Below are 14827 nucleotides of genomic sequence, written 5' to 3' on the forward strand. Positions count from 1 at the left end.
TCAGTTCTTCTTCAGGAACTTGTCGATGTTCGCCGGCGTCACGAGCTGGAAGGGGATGTAGACCTTGCGCTCCACCTTCTCGCCCTTGGAGAGCTTCAGCGCCGCATCGAGCGCGCCCGCGCCTTGGCCAGCCGCATCCTGGAAGACCGTGACGTCGAGATCGCCCGCCTGCATCGCGGCCAGCGCGTCCTGGGTTGCGTCGACGCCGCCGACCACGACCGACTTCATGTCGATATTGGCGGCCTTCATCGCCTGGATGGCGCCGATGGCGCTTTCGTCATTGTTGGCGATGACGCCGTCGAACGGCTTGCCGGACGACAGCCAGTTGGTCATCAGGTTCTGCGCTTCGTCACGCTTCCAGTTCGAGGTCTGCTTGTCGATGATCTTGATGAAGTTGCAGTCCGGCGTGGCAATCACTTCATCGATATCCTTGGTGCGCTGCACCGCCGCCTGATTGGAAAGCTCGCCCATGATCACATAGACATTGGCTTCCTTCTTGCCGGCTTCCTTGAACAGGCGGCAGATTTCCTTGGTCTCGAGCGTGCCGGACTCGGCCTCATTGGACGCGACGAAAGCCTGGTTGTCGGGCAGCTTGTCGACATTGACCGGCTCGCGGTTGACATAGACCAGCGGGATCTTGGCCGCGGCCGCCGCATCCGACATCGCCTGGGTGGCCGAAGTGTCGACCGGGTTGACGATGATCGCGTCGACGCCCGAAGCGGCGAAGTTCTTGATCTGGTCGAGCTGCTTGGCCACGTCGTTCTGCGCGTCCTCGACCTGCAGTTCGACGCCGTCCATGCCCTTGGCCTGGGCGATCATGCCGTTGCGCAGCACGGTCAGGAAATTGTCGTCGAAAAGAGCCATCGAGACGCCGATCTTGGCGGCGAAGGCGGACGAACACATCAGCGCCGAAAGCGCGACGCCCAAAAGCAGTTTCTTCATTTTAGTTTCTCCTCCACTTGGTGTCCGGCTGCACCGATTGAACCGGAATCCCCGATGTTACCGGGGAATCTCTCCCATGGCCCTTCCGGCGGCGTTTTCCTCGCATAATGGAACGCCTGGTCCTCTGCTTGAAACAGATGTTCCGGAACGAAAGAACCAAAATACCCAGTTGGTGAAATATTTATTCCATTTCGCTTGCAGCCGTCAAGGGAGATTCGAAATGGACGTGCCGGTTTTTCGATGGAGGCAAGCGTGCAGCGCCCTCGCGGCCGGCATGCAAACGTTCTGCGGCGGACTTCCGGGCAATTTCACGGCGCGAAAGAATTCCATCAGCCTGATGGATCCCATCATTCCGACGGGAGGCGGCTTAGATGTTTTCCGGCAGATAGATGTCGAAGGGGAGAAAAGTCTGGCCGGGCGCATTGGCGGCGCCGGTCTCGATGGCATGCGCCATCAGCCCGACAAGCTCGCGGCAGAGCGCCGCCAGCGGGGTCGAGATCACCATGGTCAGGATGTTGTCGGCAAGTGCCGCGCGCGACTCCGCATTGATCTCGTTGCAGACGACCACCGGCATATGCGCCGGCTTCGCCGCCCTCAACGCCGCGACCGCGCCCTCCATGCCGCCGCCGGCGACGTAGCAGCCGGCAAGGTCGGGATGCCGAGCCAGAAGCTCGAGCATCGCATCATGCGTCACCTGGTTGGCCTCCAGGTTGACCAGCGTCTCCATCACAGTGAAATCCGGCGCATGCTCGCGAAAATAGGAGCGGAAGCCGATCTCGCGCAGCTCGTGACCATGAAAACGGTGGCTGCCGACGAAAAGCGCGACCTTGCCTGGCTTGCTGGCGGCCTTGGCGATCATCCAGGCCGCGGTCCGTCCGACCTTGCGGTTGTCGAGCCCGACATAGCCTTCACGGATGCCGGCGGCGAAGTCGGAGAGCAGCGAAAAGACCGGCTGCCCTCGCGCCTTCAGCGCCTCGACCACCGCCGTCAGGGTGGGATGGTCCGGACCGACCACGGCGATGGCCCTGGATTTCGCCGCCAGCTTGCGCATCTGGGCGGCGATCTCATCGGGCGCCAGCGAAGCGGCGAAGTCGATCGTAGCAGTGCCCCGGAAACGTTGCGATTGCGAGACCGCAAGCTCCAGCTCGCGGGCGAAATCGCCGTAGAAAACGTCATTGCCGCGTAGCAGCAGGAAGCCGAGACGATATTCGGGCAACTCCTGGCGCATGCGCTGCCTGATCAGGCCGGCGGCGTGATAGCCGATGTCGGTCGCCGCCTCGTAGACGCGACGCGCCGTCTCCTCGCGCACCGGCAGGCGATTGTTCAACACCCGGTCGACCGTGGCGACGCTGAAGCCTGAAACGCGCGCGAGATCGGTGATTGTCGGCCGCTTTGCCATAAGTGCTCCATCGCTTGCCCGACTCAGATTAGCCCAATCTGATAGAAAATGATAGAATCTATCTTTGTGACATTGAGGCTATCATGACTTGGCGCTATGGTGAAGTCGAAGCCAGCCATGGGCGAGGCGCGGCATTGCCGAGGGCCATTCGCCAGGTGCTGATGGAGGACCTCGCAATGACGGCAATCACGTCTCCGGCGCCGTCCGGACGCGACTACAGCCTGACCGGCCGCGACGCCAAGCGCGCGGTCGAGAACGGTCTTTCGGCGGCCCAGTGGTACCACACCGAGATCCCGCGCAAGCAGATGAAGGAGCTGATGCAGCGCTCCGACCAGCCCGCTATCCGAGACACCATCATCTGGCTCGGTGCGCTGTTCCTCAGTGGCGCGGGCGGCGCTTGGTTCTGGGGCAGCTGGTGGTGCGTGCCGTTCTTCTTTGTCTATGGCACGCTCTACGGTTCCTCGACCGACTCCCGCTGGCACGAATGCGGTCACGGCACGGCCTTCCGCACCCAATGGATGAACGATGCGGTCTACCAGCTCGCCTGCTTCATGATCATGCGCAATCCGGTGACCTGGCGCTGGAGCCATACACGCCACCACACCGACACCATCATCGTCGGCCGCGACCCGGAGATCGCCGTCATGCGACCGCCGGACCTTTTGCGCGTTGTGCTGAATTTTTTCGGCGTGCTCGATGCCTGGCATGCGATGACCGACATGGTGCGCAATGCCGCCGGCGTCATCAGCGCCGCAGAACAGACCTTCATCCCGGAACAGGAGCAGCCCAAGGCCATCCGCATCACCCGTATTTGGCTCGCCATCTATGTCGCGACCATCGCGCTGGCGCTCTATCTGCATTCATGGCTGCCGCTGATGCTCGTCGGCCTGCCCCGCCTCTACGGCGCCTGGCATCACGTCATGACCGGGCTGCTGCAGCATGGCGGGCTGGCCGACAATGTCATCGACCATCGGCTGAACAGCCGCACCGTCTACATGAACCCGATCAGCCGGTTCATCTATTGGAACATGAACTACCATGTGGAGCACCACATGTTCCCGATGGTGCCCTACCACGCGCTGCCCAAGCTGCATGAGCTGATCAAGCACGATTTGCCGGCGCCGACGCCGTCGATCCTGGCCGGCTACCGCGAGATGATCCCGGCCTTCCTGCGCCAGCTGCGCAACGAGGACTACTTCCTCAAGCGCGAGCTGCCGCCGACGGCAAAGCCCTACCGGGAAGAGCTGCACAACAACAATCCGGTAGCGGCCGCGGCCGAGTGACCGGATCCGACACAACCGACAACGAAGAATTTCGCCGGAGGACGACATGAGCGACTGGGTCGAGGCCTGCGCGGCCGGAGACATCGACGAGGAGGACGTAATGCGGTTCGATCACGCCGGCCGCACCTACGCCATCTATCGCAGCCCGGAGGACGAGTATTACGCGACCGAAGGCCTGTGCTCGCATGAGAAAGTGCATCTGGCCGATGGGCTGGTGATGGACGACATCATCGAGTGTCCAAAACACAATGGCCGCTTCAACTACAAGACCGGCGACGCGCGCGGGGCGCCGGTCTGCGTCAATCTCAAGACCTATCCGGTCAAGGTCGACGCTGGCAAAGTCCTCATTCAGCTTGGGTGACGGCATGGCGGGAGGAATGGTCATCATCGGCGCCGGCGAGTGCGGCGGTCGTGCCGCGCTTACCCTGCGCGACCTTGGTCATGAAGGGCCGGTGACGCTGGTCGGCGACGAGCCGCATCTGCCCTATGAACGGCCGCCGCTGTCGAAGGAGGCGATGACCAGCGAGGCGCCCCTCATCAAGGCGATCGCCAGCGACGAGCTTTTGGCCGAACGCTCGATCCGCCACATCCATTCCGTTCGGGCCGTCGCGGTCGACCGCGCCGCGCATCTCGTGCGCTTCTCCGAGGGCTCTTCGCTTGGCTATGGCAAGCTGCTGCTCGCGACCGGGTCCGTGCCGCGCAAGCTGCCGATGCCTGGTCTGGGCGGCCGCTGCGTTTATCTCAGGACCTTCAACGACGCGCTCGCGATCCGCGCCCATCTTAAGCCGGAGAACCGCGTCGCCATCATCGGCGGCGGTTTCATCGGCCTCGAGCTTGCCGCTTCGGCGCGCAAGCTAGGCGCAACGGTCACGGTGCTCGAGGCGCAGCCGCGCATCCTGATGCGCGGCGTGCCGGCCGAGATCGCGGAAATCATTCATAAGGCGCATCAGGCCGAAGGCGTGAAGGTGCTTACCGGCCAAGGCATCACGGCGATTGCCGATGACGGCACGCAAGTTCGCATCACGCTTGCCGACAGGCAGGACATCGTCGCCGATCTTGCCGTGATCGGCATCGGCGCGGTGCCGGTGACGGCGCTCGCTGCCGAAGCAGGACTTGCGATCGACAATGGTATCGCCGTCGATGAGAACCTTTGCACCGCGGATCCGGATGTTTTTGCCGCCGGCGACTGCTGCTCGTTCCCGCTCGCCGTCTATGGCGGCCGGCGCGTGCGGCTGGAAGCCTGGCGCAACGCGCAGGAGCAGGGCGCGCTCGCCGCGAAGAACATGCTGGGCGCCAACGAGGCGCATGCCGCGGTGCCGTGGTTCTGGTCGGATCAATATGGGCTCACGCTGCAGATCGCCGGGCTTTCGGACGAAGGCCGCTCGACCGTACGGCGCGACCTCTACGACGGCGCCTTCATTCTGTTCCACCTGGCCGAGGACGGCAGGCTGGTCGCCGCCAGCGGCATCGGGCCCGGCAATGCGGTGGCGCGCGACATACGGTTGGCCGAGATGCTGATCGCGAAGCGGGCGACGCCCGCGCCTGAGGCGCTCGGCTCGCAATCGGTCAAGCTGAAGTCGCTGCTGGCGGCATAGGCCCGAGTAATCGCTGGAAACGAGGGGATCCACGGACATGGCACGCAACAGACCGACCGTCGCCGATTTGCAATTGCTGAAGGGCAAGCGCCAGCTTTCGAAGCTGCGCGTTTTCTCGCTGGAGGAGGCCGAGGCCGCCGAGCGTGCCGGCATCGACATCATCTCGGTCCCCTATGATCTTATCTTCGATCCGCGTTTTCGCGACGCCGCACCCACTTGCTTTGCCATTCCCGGCGACGAACGCATCAAGCTGGGCGCAACCACCGACGAGATCCTGCGCATGGCGGTGAAGCTGCGCGCGGCCAGCGCCGACGCCATGTATTGCGCGGCCAGCCTGCACACCATCCGCCGGCTGCGCGACGAGCATATTCCGGTCTGCGGTCACGTCGGGCTGATCCCGGCGGATGCGACCTGGACGGGCGGCTTCAAGGCGGTCGGCAAGACGGCCGAAAGTGCTGCCTTCGTCTGGAAGCAGGTCAGGGATCTTGAAGCCGCCGGCGCCTTCGCCGCCGAGATCGAAGTTGTGCCGGCCCCGGTTGCAAGCGCGATCTCGCGGCGTACATCGCTGATCATGATCTCGATGGGCGCCGGCGCCGGCTGCGATGCGCAATATCTGTTCGCGGAAGACGTGCTCGGCAGCAATCGCGGCCATTATCCGCGCCATGCCAAGCGCTACCGCGACTTCGCGGCGGAATTCAACCGCCTGCAGAGCGAGCGCGTCGCGGCCTTCCGCGAATATGCCGACGATATCCAGTCGGGCGCCTATCCAGAGCCGCGGCACATGGTCGAGGCGGATGCCGACGAAATGCGCAAGTTCGAGGCGTTTCTCGCCTCGGAAGGCTACTGAGCCACCCGGGTCAGCCGGCTAGAACAGCGTCTTCAGCTCGTCCAGCTTGTCGTTGACCAGCCAGCCGTAATAATTCTCCTCGGGCAGCTTTTCCGCTTCCCCGGCGGCGCGACGCTTCTCGTTCTCCTCCTCCAACGCATAGGCGCGCTGCTCGGGGTTGCCGACATTGTAGAGCGTGGCGGTCAGGCCCGGATTGTGCGAGATGTCGAAGCCGGCGATGCTGTTGTAGGCGTCGATCGACTTCCTGATGGTCGCAGCGACGTAAGGCAGCGTGAGGTCGGGATCCATGATGGTGTTGTAGACCGTGTTCGGATCATTGACGTCGAGCTCGGGCAGGCCGGAGACCTTGTGCACGAGATCGCTCATCTGCAGCGCCGTCAGCGGGTTGAGCTGGCCGAGTCCGAAAGTCTGGCCGGCATAGTAGGGTTGGAAGAAAGTGGCTCCGAAGCGGTCGTTGGGGAAGCTGGTCCCGCCGACGGTCTTGCCGCGGAAGGAATGGTTCCACACCTGCTCGCGGCATTCCCAGAGATCGTAGCTGTCGGTTATGCCGGCGCATTTCTGGAATTGCGGCCGCTCAACGAAATCGCTGACGTCCTCCCCTTCATAAGCAAAGGTGAGCTTGCTCGACAGGTAGGACATTGCCTTGACGTAATAGGTCTGCAGCCGATCATAGGCGTCGACATTGTAGGTGTGCTCGCCGACGATGGCGCCGACGATGTGCATCGGATCGATGTCGTAGGCGGCCGCCACTTTCCTGATCTTGGCGCGCAGCTCGGCATCGTTCTGCAAGAGCGCGTAGACCTTGCGATACTTGGCCTGGAAGCTGGTGTTGGTGGCCTGAGTGCGCCGGCTGGAAGCGCCCGGAATATCCGGCTGCACGCTGTTGCGATTGCCCGGCGGCACCATGGTCGCCGCGTTCGCCGTTGCCATCGCCGCGGCCAATGCCAGCCCAACAAAAAGAAGTATGCGTTTCTTCATCCACCGCCGCCTTCAAGTCGGCGGCAAACTAGGTAAAGCGCGTGGGAGAGTCGAGACGAGGCAAGCTTCCGACGGGACGAAAGGTGGCCAGATGGTACCATCTGGCCACACATCGCCGGGCTTCGCCCGTTAGAGGATGAACCGTGACAGGTCGGTGTTGCGCGAGAGATCGCCGACATGCTTCTGCACGTAGTCGGCATCGATGGTGACCGCCGTGCCGTGGCGGTCCGGCGCGTCGTAGGAAATCTCGTCCAGCACCCGTTCCATCACCGTCTGCAGGCGTCTGGCGCCGATGTTCTCGACATTGGCGTTGAGGTCGACGGCAATGCCGGCGAGCGAATCGATGGCGTCGTCGGTGAAGGCCAACTCGACGCCTTCGGTCTTCATCAGCGCAATATACTGCTTGATGAGGCTGGCCTCCGTTTCGGTGAGGATGCGGACGAAATCCTGCTTCTCCAGGGCACGCAATTCGACCCGGATCGGCAAGCGGCCCTGCAGCTCCGGAAGCAGGTCCGAAGGCTTGGAGACGTGAAACGCGCCCGAGGCGATGAAAAGAATATGGTCCGTCTTGATCGGCCCGTATTTCGTCGCAACGGTGGTGCCTTCAACCAGCGGCAGCAGATCGCGCTGAACGCCTTCACGCGAGGGACCGCCCGAAATGTCGCTCCTGGCCGCGATCTTGTCGATCTCGTCGAGGAACACGATGCCGTCATTCTCCGTCGATTCCAGCGCCTGGCGAACCACCTCGTCCTGGTCGAGCAGCTTGTCGGACTCGTCATTGATCAGTAGCGCGTAGGATTCCTTCACCGTCGTCTTGCGGGTCTTGGTCTTCCTGCCGCCCATCGCCTTCGACAGCATGTCGTTGATGTTGAGCACGCCGATATTGGCGCCCGGCATGCCGGGGATCTCGAAGCCCGGCATACCGCCGGTGCCGGTGTCCGCCACCTCGATCTCGATCTCCTTGTCGTCGAGCTCACCGTCGCGCAGCCGCTTGCGGAAGCTGTCGCGCGTGGCCGGGCTCGCGGTCTTGCCGACCAAAGCTTCGAGCACGCGCTCTTCGGCATTGATGTGAGCGCGCGCCTTGACGTCCTCACGCATCTTCTCGCGCGTCAGCCCGATGGCGACCTCGACGAGATCGCGCACGATCTGCTCGACGTCGCGGCCGACATAGCCGACCTCGGTGAACTTGGTGGCCTCGACCTTGACGAAAGGCGCGCCGGCCAGCCGCGCCAGCCGGCGCGAGATCTCGGTCTTGCCGACGCCGGTCGGGCCGATCATCAGGATGTTCTTGGGCATCACCTCTTCGCGCATCTGGCCCTCCAGTTGCTGGCGGCGCCAGCGGTTGCGCAAGGCGATCGCCACGGCGCGCTTGGCGTCTTTCTGGCCGATGATGAAGCGGTCGAGTTCCGAAACGATTTCGCGGGGAGAAAAGGTGCTCATGTTACTCAAATTCCACTTTGCCACTGCCTGATGGACTCGAACGGATGCAGCAGCATGATCACGTTGAGCGTCAGATTGTCCCGGATGATGTAGCCCGTGCCGAATTCGAAAATGAGCGCCAGAGCCACGATCACCCATATAGGGAGCTTTCGCGCCATCACAAATCCGAGCGCCATGAACAGCGTGTCGGACACCGAATTGATGATGCTGTCGCCGTAGTAGTTGAGGGAGATGGTGCCGGCGCGGTAGCGGTCGATGATGAAGGGGCTGTTCTCCAGGAGTTCCCAGCCGCCTTCGATGAGGACGGCGAAAGCCAGCCTCAGCCCGACGGGCGAGCGCGGGAACAGAGCCCAGGCCAGCGCATAGAACAAGAAGCCGTGGATGATGTGCGAGAAGGTGTACCAGTCGGCGATGTGCTGGGAATTCTCCGAGCTGTTCACCACACCGTGCCAGAGCTTGACGTAGCCGCAGGTGCAGATCGGCGGATGGCCCATGCCGTAGAGAATGCCGGCCTGGAAAACGACGAGAGCCAGCACCAGCAGCAGCCCCATGCGCCAGCTGTCTTCATAGGCCGACAGCGTCTTGTCTCCCCCGGATGCGGTCATTGTGATCAGTCCCCCTCTTGTTGGTCGATTTCGGCCGCATCGACGGCCATCAGCACGACGTCCCCATATTCCGAATGCCTGCGGCCGATCGGCCTGAAGCCGGCCTTTTCATAGGCGCGGATGGCGCGGCCATTGCCGGGATGCGAATCGATGACGACGCGCGGCGCGCCTTCCTCGAACAGTTCCGCGACGAACTGGCGGACGATGGCCGAGCCGTGGCCGATGCCGACCAGGTCCGGCGGCCCGATCGACAGATCGATACCCAGCGTGCCGAATGGCTGGTCGGCGTAAGGATGGTTGTCCTCGAGATGCGGATCGTAGCTCTGCAGATAGGCGATCGGCTTGCCGCCCAATTCGACGATCAGCGGCTCCACCGAAACCGACCCGATATGCTCGCGTATCTCGGCGATCTCCTTTTCCGGATCGCCCCACCATTCGGCGATATGCGGCTCGGCAAGCCAGCGGGCGATCATCGGCAGATCCTTTTGGGTGACCGGCCGAAAATCGTAGCTGTCTTCCTGTTCGACCATGATCTGTTCCAGAAGCCGATTCCCATTTTTCGGGATCATGGCCGGCCGCCTAGGCGGCATCGAGCGTTTCGACGACGAAGCTGCTGTTGGTGTAGACGCAGATATCGGCGGCGATCTGCATCGCCCTGCGGGCGATCTCCTCGGCGTCCTTGTCGGTGTCCATCAGCGCGCGGGCGGCGGCGAGCGCGTAGTTGCCGCCGGAGCCGATGGCCATGACGCCATGTTCTGGCTCGAGCACGTCACCGGTGCCGGTCAGCGCCAGCGAGACCGACTTGTCGGCGACCAGCATCATCGCTTCCAGGCGGCGCAGATAGCGGTCGGTGCGCCAGTCCTTGGCGAGCTCGACGCAGGCGCGGGTCAGTTGGTCAGGATATTGTTCGAGCTTGGCTTCGAGGCGTTCGAGGAGGGTGAAGGCGTCGGCGGTGGCGCCGGCAAAACCGGCAATGACACTGCCGCCCTTGCCGATGCGGCGCACCTTGCGGGCGTTGCCCTTCATGATGGTCTGGCCAAGACTGACCTGGCCGTCGCCGGCGATGACAACCTTGCTGCCCTTGCGCACGGTGACGATGGTCGTGGCGTGCATGGTCAGTTCATTCGACATTTCCTGCTCCGAGTCGCGCTATCCCTCAAAGGCGATTGGCGCGGTACGAGTGACTTTGATCGGCCATATGTATGCATAGGGCGAGTGATTGCAAACCGTCCGCGGCAAGGCCGATACAGTCCGGAATGGCAACTGGCAATCGCCGGATCATGCTGATAGAAGGCTCTCGTTTTCAAGCCCGCGCCTCTGAACAGGACAGACTGATGCCGCCCCGTTCCGCAGAAATCAGCCGCAAGACCAAGGAAACCGAGATTTCCGTATCGGTCCATGTCGACGGCACGGGTAAATCCGACATTTCGACGGGTGTCGGCTTCTTCGACCACATGCTCGATCAGCTGTCGCGCCATTCGCTGATCGACATGACGATCGAGGCCAAAGGCGATCTTCACATCGACGACCATCACACGGTCGAGGATACCGGCATTGCCATCGGCCAGGCGCTGAGCAAGGCTTTGGGGGAGCGGCGCGGCATCATGCGCTATGCCTCGATCGAGCTGGCTATGGACGAGACGCTGACCCGGGCGGCGATCGACGTTTCCGGCAGGCCGTTCCTGGTCTGGAACGTTTCCTTCTCGTCGCCGAAGATCGGCACATTCGACACCGAGCTGGTGCGCGAATTCTTCCAGGCGCTGGCGCAGAATGCCGGCATAACGCTGCATGTGACCAACCACTACGGCGCCAATAACCATCATATTGCGGAAACCTGCTTCAAGGCCGTGGCCAGGGCGCTGCGCGTGGCGCTGGAGCCTGACCCGCGCCAGCCCGATGCGGTGCCGTCCACCAAGGGATCCCTGAAAGGATAACCCTATGGCCATCTATGTCGTGATGGAGCCGCCTGCGGGGGGCAACGAGGAGGACGCCGCCCTGGTGCGCGACAGCTTCACCTGGCTCGGCTTCCTGTTCTCGCCGATCTGGCTCGCCTGGCACCGCCTCTGGATCGAGGCCCTGCTCACCTTCGCGGCCATGGCCGCGTTGTCCATGCTCGGCGAGAAACTAAGGCTTGAATGGGCTGGATCGGCGCTCTCGCTGCTGGTGTCGCTCTATATCGGCTTCGAAGGCCAAGCCCTGCGGATCGCGGCGCTCCGCCGCCGCGGCTGGCGGGAATGGGGCGTCGTCGAGGCCGGCAGGCTCGGCGATGCCGAGGTCCGTCACGCGCTCGAAGCCAGCGAGCGCACGCAGGAACAGGCGCCGATGCCGCACATCGTGCCCGACACCAACCTGGCGCGGCCGGCGCAGACGGGCATGGCGCTGGGGCTGACCCATACTCCGGGAAGGCCCTGACATGCGGGTAGCGATCATCGACTATGGGTCGGGCAATCTGCGCTCGGCCACCAAGGCCTTCGAGCGCGCCGCGCATGAGGCGGGCATCGCCGCGACCATCGATCTCACGGCCGACGCCGAGCGGGTGCGCAGCGCCGACCGCATCGTCCTGCCGGGCGTCGGCGCCTATGCAGACTGCGCGGCCGGCCTGCATGCCGTCACCGGCATGTGGGAAGCGGTGGAAGAGGCGGCGCTTCGCAAAGGGCGGCCGTTCCTCGGCATCTGCGTCGGCATGCAATTGATGTCGGAACGCGGGCTGGAAAAGACCGTCACTAAGGGTTTTGGCTGGATTGCCGGCAACGTCAAGGAAATCACGCCGAAGGATCCGGCACTGAAGATCCCGCAGATCGGCTGGAACACGATCGAGCTCGCGCGCAACCATCCGCTGTTTTCGGGCATCGAGACCGGTCCGAAAGGGCTGCACGCCTATTTCGTCCATTCCTACCACCTGGAGGCGAGGAACCCGGCCGAGGTGCTGGCGACGGCCGACTATGGCGGGCCGGTGACGGCGGCCGTTGCCCGCGACAACTTTGCCGGCACGCAGTTCCATCCCGAGAAAAGCCAGGCGCTCGGCCTGGCGCTGATCACCAATTTCCTGAATTGGAGGCCCTGAATGACCAAGAAGGGCTACTGGATCGCCATGATCGATGTCCGCGACCCGGACACCTACAAGAAATACATCGAGGCCAACGCGAAGGCCTTCGCCAAATTTGGCGCGAAGTTTGCTGTTCGGGCCGGCCGCCATACCGACCCGGAGGGGGCAACGGGAAACCGCCATGTCGTGGTGGAGTTCGATTCTTACGACAGGGCGCTCGCCTGCTATCAGTCGCCCGAGTACCAGGAAGCCTTGAAATTCCGGCTGGCGGCATCGACCGGCCACTTCGCCATCGTCGAGGGCGCCTGGTCGTGATCCTGTTTCCGGCAATAGACCTCAAGGACGGCAAATGCGTGCGCCTGACGCACGGCGACATGGCGACCGCCACCATCTACAACGATGACCCGGCGGCCCAGGCACGAGCCTTCGAAGAGCAAGGCTTCGAATGGCTGCACGTCGTCGACCTCAACGGCGCCTTCAAGGGCCAGAGCGTCAATTCCGCCGCGGTCGGCGCCATCCTCGAGGCGACGAAGAACCCGGTGCAGCTCGGCGGGGGCATCCGCACGTTGGCGCAGATCGAGGACTGGCTGGACCGCGGGCTGGCGCGAGTCATCCTCGGGACCGTGGCGGTGCGGGAGCCCGAACTGGTGAAGGAGGCATGCAGGACCTTTCCCGGCAAGGTAGCAGTCGGCATCGACGCCAAGGGCGGCAAGGTGGCGGTCGAGGGCTGGGCCGAAGCCTCGGAACTCGGCGTCATCGAATTGGCGAGGAAGTTCGAAGGTGCGGGCGTGGCCGCCATCATTTACACCGACATCGACCGCGACGGCGTGCTCTCCGGCATCAACTGGGATGCCACCATCGACCTTGCCGAGACGGTATCGATCCCGGTGATCGCTTCCGGCGGATTGGCCTCTATCGCCGACATCGTGCGCATGACCATGCCCGATGCGAAGCGCCTGGAGGGCGCGATCTCCGGCCGCGCGCTCTATGACGGGCGCATCGACCCGGCGGAGGCGCTCGCCATCCTGCGCGGCAATCACGCGGAGGCACGAGCGTGAACATCTCGATCATCCTGGCATCTTATGACAGCGGCCACTTTCACGGCCGCTGTGGCCAAGGCCCCGATGCGCTGATCTCCGGCGGGCTGGCCGAGGCGCTGAAGCTTGCCGGTCACGACGTCGAGGTGCGCGACATCGGCAAGGTCGTCGAGGACGAGCAGGAGCGCGAGATCGGCACGGGATTTGCCGTCTGCAACGTCGTTTCGGGCGAGGTCCGCATCGCGCTGGACAACGGCCGCTTCCCCATCGTTCTGGCCGGCAACTGCCTGACCAGCGCGGGCGCGGTGGCCGGCGAAGGCGCGGACGCCATCATCTGGGCCGACCAGCATGGCGACCTCAACACGCCGGAAACCTCCACCTCCGGCTTTCTCGACGGCATGGCCCTGGCAACGGCGCTCGGATTGTGCTGGCGGCGCATGGCGGCGCAGATTCCCGGCTTCAAGCCGATCGAGCCGGCCCGCTGTGTCCTGGTCAACGCACGCGACCTCGATACGGCCGAGAAAGGGCTTTTGGAGAAGCTGCCGATCATTCGCACCGAGTGTCCGGACTGGGCAGCCGCCGCGGCGAAGCTGAAGGCCACGGGTGCCGAGCGCATTCACATGCATGTCGACCTCGACGTGCATGATCCGGAAAAGCTGCAGGCCAATCGTTACGCAACGCCTGGCGGCCCGGCGCCGGAGCAGGTCCGCACCGCGATGTGCGGCCTTGCCGGCCCGCTCAGCATCGCCGGGCTTACCATTTCCGCCTACGATCCGGCGTTCGACCCGAAGGGCGAGGTGCCGCCGCAGGTCGGCGAGCTGGTGGTCGACCTTTTGTCGACCATGGAGGGGCGCTGATGCTGAAAGCCCGCGTCATTCCCTGTCTCGACGTCAAGAACGGCCGCGTGGTCAAGGGCGTCAATTTCGTCGACCTGGTCGATGCCGGCGATCCGGTCGAGGCGGCCAAGGCCTATGACGCGGCGGGCGCCGACGAGCTCTGCTTCCTCGACATCACCGCATCGTCCGACAATCGCGAGACGATCTTCGACGTGGTCGCCCGCACGGCCGAACAATGTTTCATGCCGCTCACCGTCGGCGGCGGCGTGCGCCAGGTGGCCGACATCCGAAGGCTGCTTCTGGCCGGCGCCGACAAGGTATCGATCAACACGGCGGCGGTGAAGAACCCGGATTTCGTCGCGGAGGCTGCCGACAAGTTCGGCAACCAGTGCATCGTCGTCGCCATCGACGCCAAGAAAGTATCGGCTGCCGGCGAGGCCGACCGCTGGGAGATCTTCACGCATGGCGGGCGCGAGAAGACCGGCATCGACGCGGTCGAGTTCGCCAAGAAGATGGTCGATCGCGGCGCCGGCGAGATCCTGCTGACCTCGATGGACCGCGACGGCACCAAGGCCGGCTACGATATCGCGCTGACCCGCGCGATCGCCGATGCCGTGCGTGTGCCGGTCATCGCTTCGGGCGGCGTCGGCACGCTTGATCACATGGTGGAAGGCATCCGCGATGGCCATGCCGCCGCCGTGCTTGCCGCCTCGATCTTTCATTTCGGCACCTACACCATCGCCGAGGCCAAGGCGCATATGGCGGGCGCCGGCCTGCCGATGCGGCTGGACTCGACCGTTCATCGGACTTAAACCACTG

At 63.8% G+C, this 14827-nt stretch carries 18 protein-coding genes; 11 read left to right on the plus strand and 7 right to left on the minus strand.

The features are described from left to right. Both EJ078_RS13985 and EJ078_RS13990 read right to left on the minus strand, forming a co-directional pair. On the minus strand, window positions 1-942 hold the full coding sequence (locus tag EJ078_RS13985) for a sugar ABC transporter substrate-binding protein (protein ID WP_067002877.1): 942 nt from the start codon (window positions 940-942) through the stop codon (window positions 1-3). Window positions 943-1309: 367 nt separating this feature from the next. Beyond that, window positions 1310-2341, minus strand: a complete 1032-nt coding sequence (locus tag EJ078_RS13990) for a LacI family DNA-binding transcriptional regulator (protein WP_095799066.1) — start codon at window positions 2339-2341, stop codon at window positions 1310-1312. A gap of 176 nt (window positions 2342-2517) precedes the next feature. Here EJ078_RS13990 and EJ078_RS13995 point away from each other — a divergent pair, with 176 nt between their 5' ends. From EJ078_RS13995 to EJ078_RS14010, 4 genes are read left to right on the plus strand one after another with little or no spacing between them, the layout of a single operon-like run. Continuing rightward, window positions 2518-3624: a fatty acid desaturase family protein gene (locus EJ078_RS13995; RefSeq protein WP_208721646.1), complete on the plus strand. Its 1107-nt coding sequence runs from the start codon at window positions 2518-2520 to the stop codon at window positions 3622-3624. A 46-nt stretch (window positions 3625-3670) separates the two neighbouring features. Beyond that, entirely contained in the window at window positions 3671-3985 is a 315-nt protein-coding gene (locus EJ078_RS14000) for a MocE family 2Fe-2S type ferredoxin (protein ID WP_127403333.1), read from the plus strand. Window positions 3986-4001: 16 nt separating this feature from the next. Beyond that, on the plus strand, window positions 4002-5219 hold the full coding sequence (locus EJ078_RS14005; RefSeq protein WP_245457160.1) for an FAD-dependent oxidoreductase: 1218 nt from the start codon (window positions 4002-4004) through the stop codon (window positions 5217-5219). A gap of 37 nt (window positions 5220-5256) precedes the next feature. After that, window positions 5257-6066: a 3-methyl-2-oxobutanoate hydroxymethyltransferase gene (locus EJ078_RS14010; protein ID WP_127216677.1), complete on the plus strand. Its 810-nt coding sequence runs from the start codon at window positions 5257-5259 to the stop codon at window positions 6064-6066. 18 nt (window positions 6067-6084) lie between these two features. On the opposite strand, the gene EJ078_RS14015 is transcribed toward EJ078_RS14010, so the two are convergent. From EJ078_RS14015 to hslV, 5 genes are all read right to left on the minus strand, one after another. Beyond that, on the minus strand, window positions 6085-7044 hold the full coding sequence (locus EJ078_RS14015) for a DUF1402 family protein (protein ID WP_127324175.1): 960 nt from the start codon (window positions 7042-7044) through the stop codon (window positions 6085-6087). Window positions 7045-7173: 129 nt separating this feature from the next. Continuing rightward, complete coding sequence (hslU, locus tag EJ078_RS14020) at window positions 7174-8484, minus strand: ATP-dependent protease ATPase subunit HslU (RefSeq protein WP_067323891.1); 1311 nt, start codon at window positions 8482-8484, stop codon at window positions 7174-7176. A gap of 5 nt (window positions 8485-8489) precedes the next feature. After that, a complete protein-coding gene (locus EJ078_RS14025) occupies window positions 8490-9089 on the minus strand; it encodes a DUF2585 domain-containing protein (RefSeq protein WP_067002893.1) in 600 nt (199 codons plus the stop codon). Window positions 9090-9094: 5 nt separating this feature from the next. Further along, the gene (locus EJ078_RS14030) at window positions 9095-9619 is read right to left on the minus strand and encodes a GNAT family N-acetyltransferase (protein ID WP_127216635.1); all 525 of its coding nucleotides are present in this window, start codon (window positions 9617-9619) and stop codon (window positions 9095-9097) included. Window positions 9620-9668: 49 nt separating this feature from the next. Further along, a complete protein-coding gene (gene hslV / locus EJ078_RS14035) occupies window positions 9669-10220 on the minus strand; it encodes an ATP-dependent protease subunit HslV (RefSeq protein WP_067002895.1) in 552 nt (183 codons plus the stop codon). A gap of 203 nt (window positions 10221-10423) precedes the next feature. Between hslV and hisB the strand changes: the two genes are divergently transcribed. Genes hisB through hisF form a run of 7 tightly spaced genes read left to right on the plus strand, consistent with a single transcriptional unit; the run spans window position 10424 to window position 14820 of the window. Next, window positions 10424-11023, plus strand: coding sequence for an imidazoleglycerol-phosphate dehydratase HisB (gene hisB, locus EJ078_RS14040; protein ID WP_095825521.1), 600 nt, complete (start codon window positions 10424-10426; stop codon window positions 11021-11023). Window positions 11024-11027: 4 nt separating this feature from the next. Then, window positions 11028-11501 carry a DUF2628 domain-containing protein gene (locus EJ078_RS14045; RefSeq protein ID WP_127216636.1) on the plus strand — a complete coding sequence of 158 codons (474 nt, stop codon included), beginning with the start codon at window positions 11028-11030 and terminating at the stop codon, window positions 11499-11501. Between the two features lies 1 nt (window position 11502). Next, the gene (hisH, locus tag EJ078_RS14050; protein ID WP_127216637.1) at window positions 11503-12153 is read left to right on the plus strand and encodes an imidazole glycerol phosphate synthase subunit HisH; all 651 of its coding nucleotides are present in this window, start codon (window positions 11503-11505) and stop codon (window positions 12151-12153) included. After that, complete coding sequence (locus EJ078_RS14055; protein WP_067323883.1) at window positions 12154-12450, plus strand: DUF1330 domain-containing protein; 297 nt, start codon at window positions 12154-12156, stop codon at window positions 12448-12450. Beyond that, complete coding sequence (gene hisA, locus EJ078_RS14060) at window positions 12447-13193, plus strand: 1-(5-phosphoribosyl)-5-[(5-phosphoribosylamino)methylideneamino]imidazole-4-carboxamide isomerase (protein ID WP_127216638.1); 747 nt, start codon at window positions 12447-12449, stop codon at window positions 13191-13193. The genes EJ078_RS14055 and hisA overlap by 4 nt, the downstream gene beginning before the upstream one ends. After that, on the plus strand, window positions 13190-14029 hold the full coding sequence (locus tag EJ078_RS14065; RefSeq protein WP_127216639.1) for an arginase family protein: 840 nt from the start codon (window positions 13190-13192) through the stop codon (window positions 14027-14029). Before hisA ends, EJ078_RS14065 begins: the two co-directional genes overlap by 4 nt. Continuing rightward, window positions 14026-14820: an imidazole glycerol phosphate synthase subunit HisF gene (gene hisF / locus EJ078_RS14070; RefSeq protein WP_164747333.1), complete on the plus strand. Its 795-nt coding sequence runs from the start codon at window positions 14026-14028 to the stop codon at window positions 14818-14820. The genes EJ078_RS14065 and hisF overlap by 4 nt, the downstream gene beginning before the upstream one ends. Window positions 14821-14827: the final 7 nt, after the last annotated feature.

Source organism: Mesorhizobium sp. M1A.F.Ca.IN.022.06.1.1 (genome assembly GCF_003952605.1).
Taxonomy (GTDB): domain Bacteria; phylum Pseudomonadota; class Alphaproteobacteria; order Rhizobiales; family Rhizobiaceae; genus Mesorhizobium.

Bases quoted from the DNA above. Each gene is read 5' to 3' on its own strand.
- EJ078_RS14055 (WP_067323883.1), top strand. From the start codon at position 12,154: ATGACCAAGAAGGGCTACTGGATCGCCATGATCGATGTCCGCGACCCG.
- EJ078_RS14025 (WP_067002893.1), bottom strand. From the start codon at position 9,089: ATGACCGCATCCGGGGGAGACAAGACGCTGTCGGCCTATGAAGACAGC.
- EJ078_RS13990 (WP_095799066.1), bottom strand. From the start codon at position 2,341: ATGGCAAAGCGGCCGACAATCACCGATCTCGCGCGCGTTTCAGGCTTC.
- hisH (WP_127216637.1), top strand. From the start codon at position 11,503: ATGCGGGTAGCGATCATCGACTATGGGTCGGGCAATCTGCGCTCGGCC.
- EJ078_RS14005 (WP_245457160.1), top strand. From the start codon at position 4,002: ATGGTCATCATCGGCGCCGGCGAGTGCGGCGGTCGTGCCGCGCTTACC.
- EJ078_RS14030 (WP_127216635.1), bottom strand. From the start codon at position 9,619: ATGGTCGAACAGGAAGACAGCTACGATTTTCGGCCGGTCACCCAAAAG.
- EJ078_RS13995 (WP_208721646.1), top strand. From the start codon at position 2,518: ATGACGGCAATCACGTCTCCGGCGCCGTCCGGACGCGACTACAGCCTG.
- hslU (WP_067323891.1), bottom strand. From the start codon at position 8,484: ATGAGCACCTTTTCTCCCCGCGAAATCGTTTCGGAACTCGACCGCTTC.
- EJ078_RS14045 (WP_127216636.1), top strand. From the start codon at position 11,028: ATGGCCATCTATGTCGTGATGGAGCCGCCTGCGGGGGGCAACGAGGAG.
- hslV (WP_067002895.1), bottom strand. From the start codon at position 10,220: ATGTCGAATGAACTGACCATGCACGCCACGACCATCGTCACCGTGCGC.
- hisB (WP_095825521.1), top strand. From the start codon at position 10,424: ATGCCGCCCCGTTCCGCAGAAATCAGCCGCAAGACCAAGGAAACCGAG.
- EJ078_RS14015 (WP_127324175.1), bottom strand. From the start codon at position 7,044: ATGAAGAAACGCATACTTCTTTTTGTTGGGCTGGCATTGGCCGCGGCG.
- EJ078_RS14010 (WP_127216677.1), top strand. From the start codon at position 5,257: ATGGCACGCAACAGACCGACCGTCGCCGATTTGCAATTGCTGAAGGGC.
- EJ078_RS14000 (WP_127403333.1), top strand. From the start codon at position 3,671: ATGAGCGACTGGGTCGAGGCCTGCGCGGCCGGAGACATCGACGAGGAG.
- EJ078_RS13985 (WP_067002877.1), bottom strand. From the start codon at position 942: ATGAAGAAACTGCTTTTGGGCGTCGCGCTTTCGGCGCTGATGTGTTCG.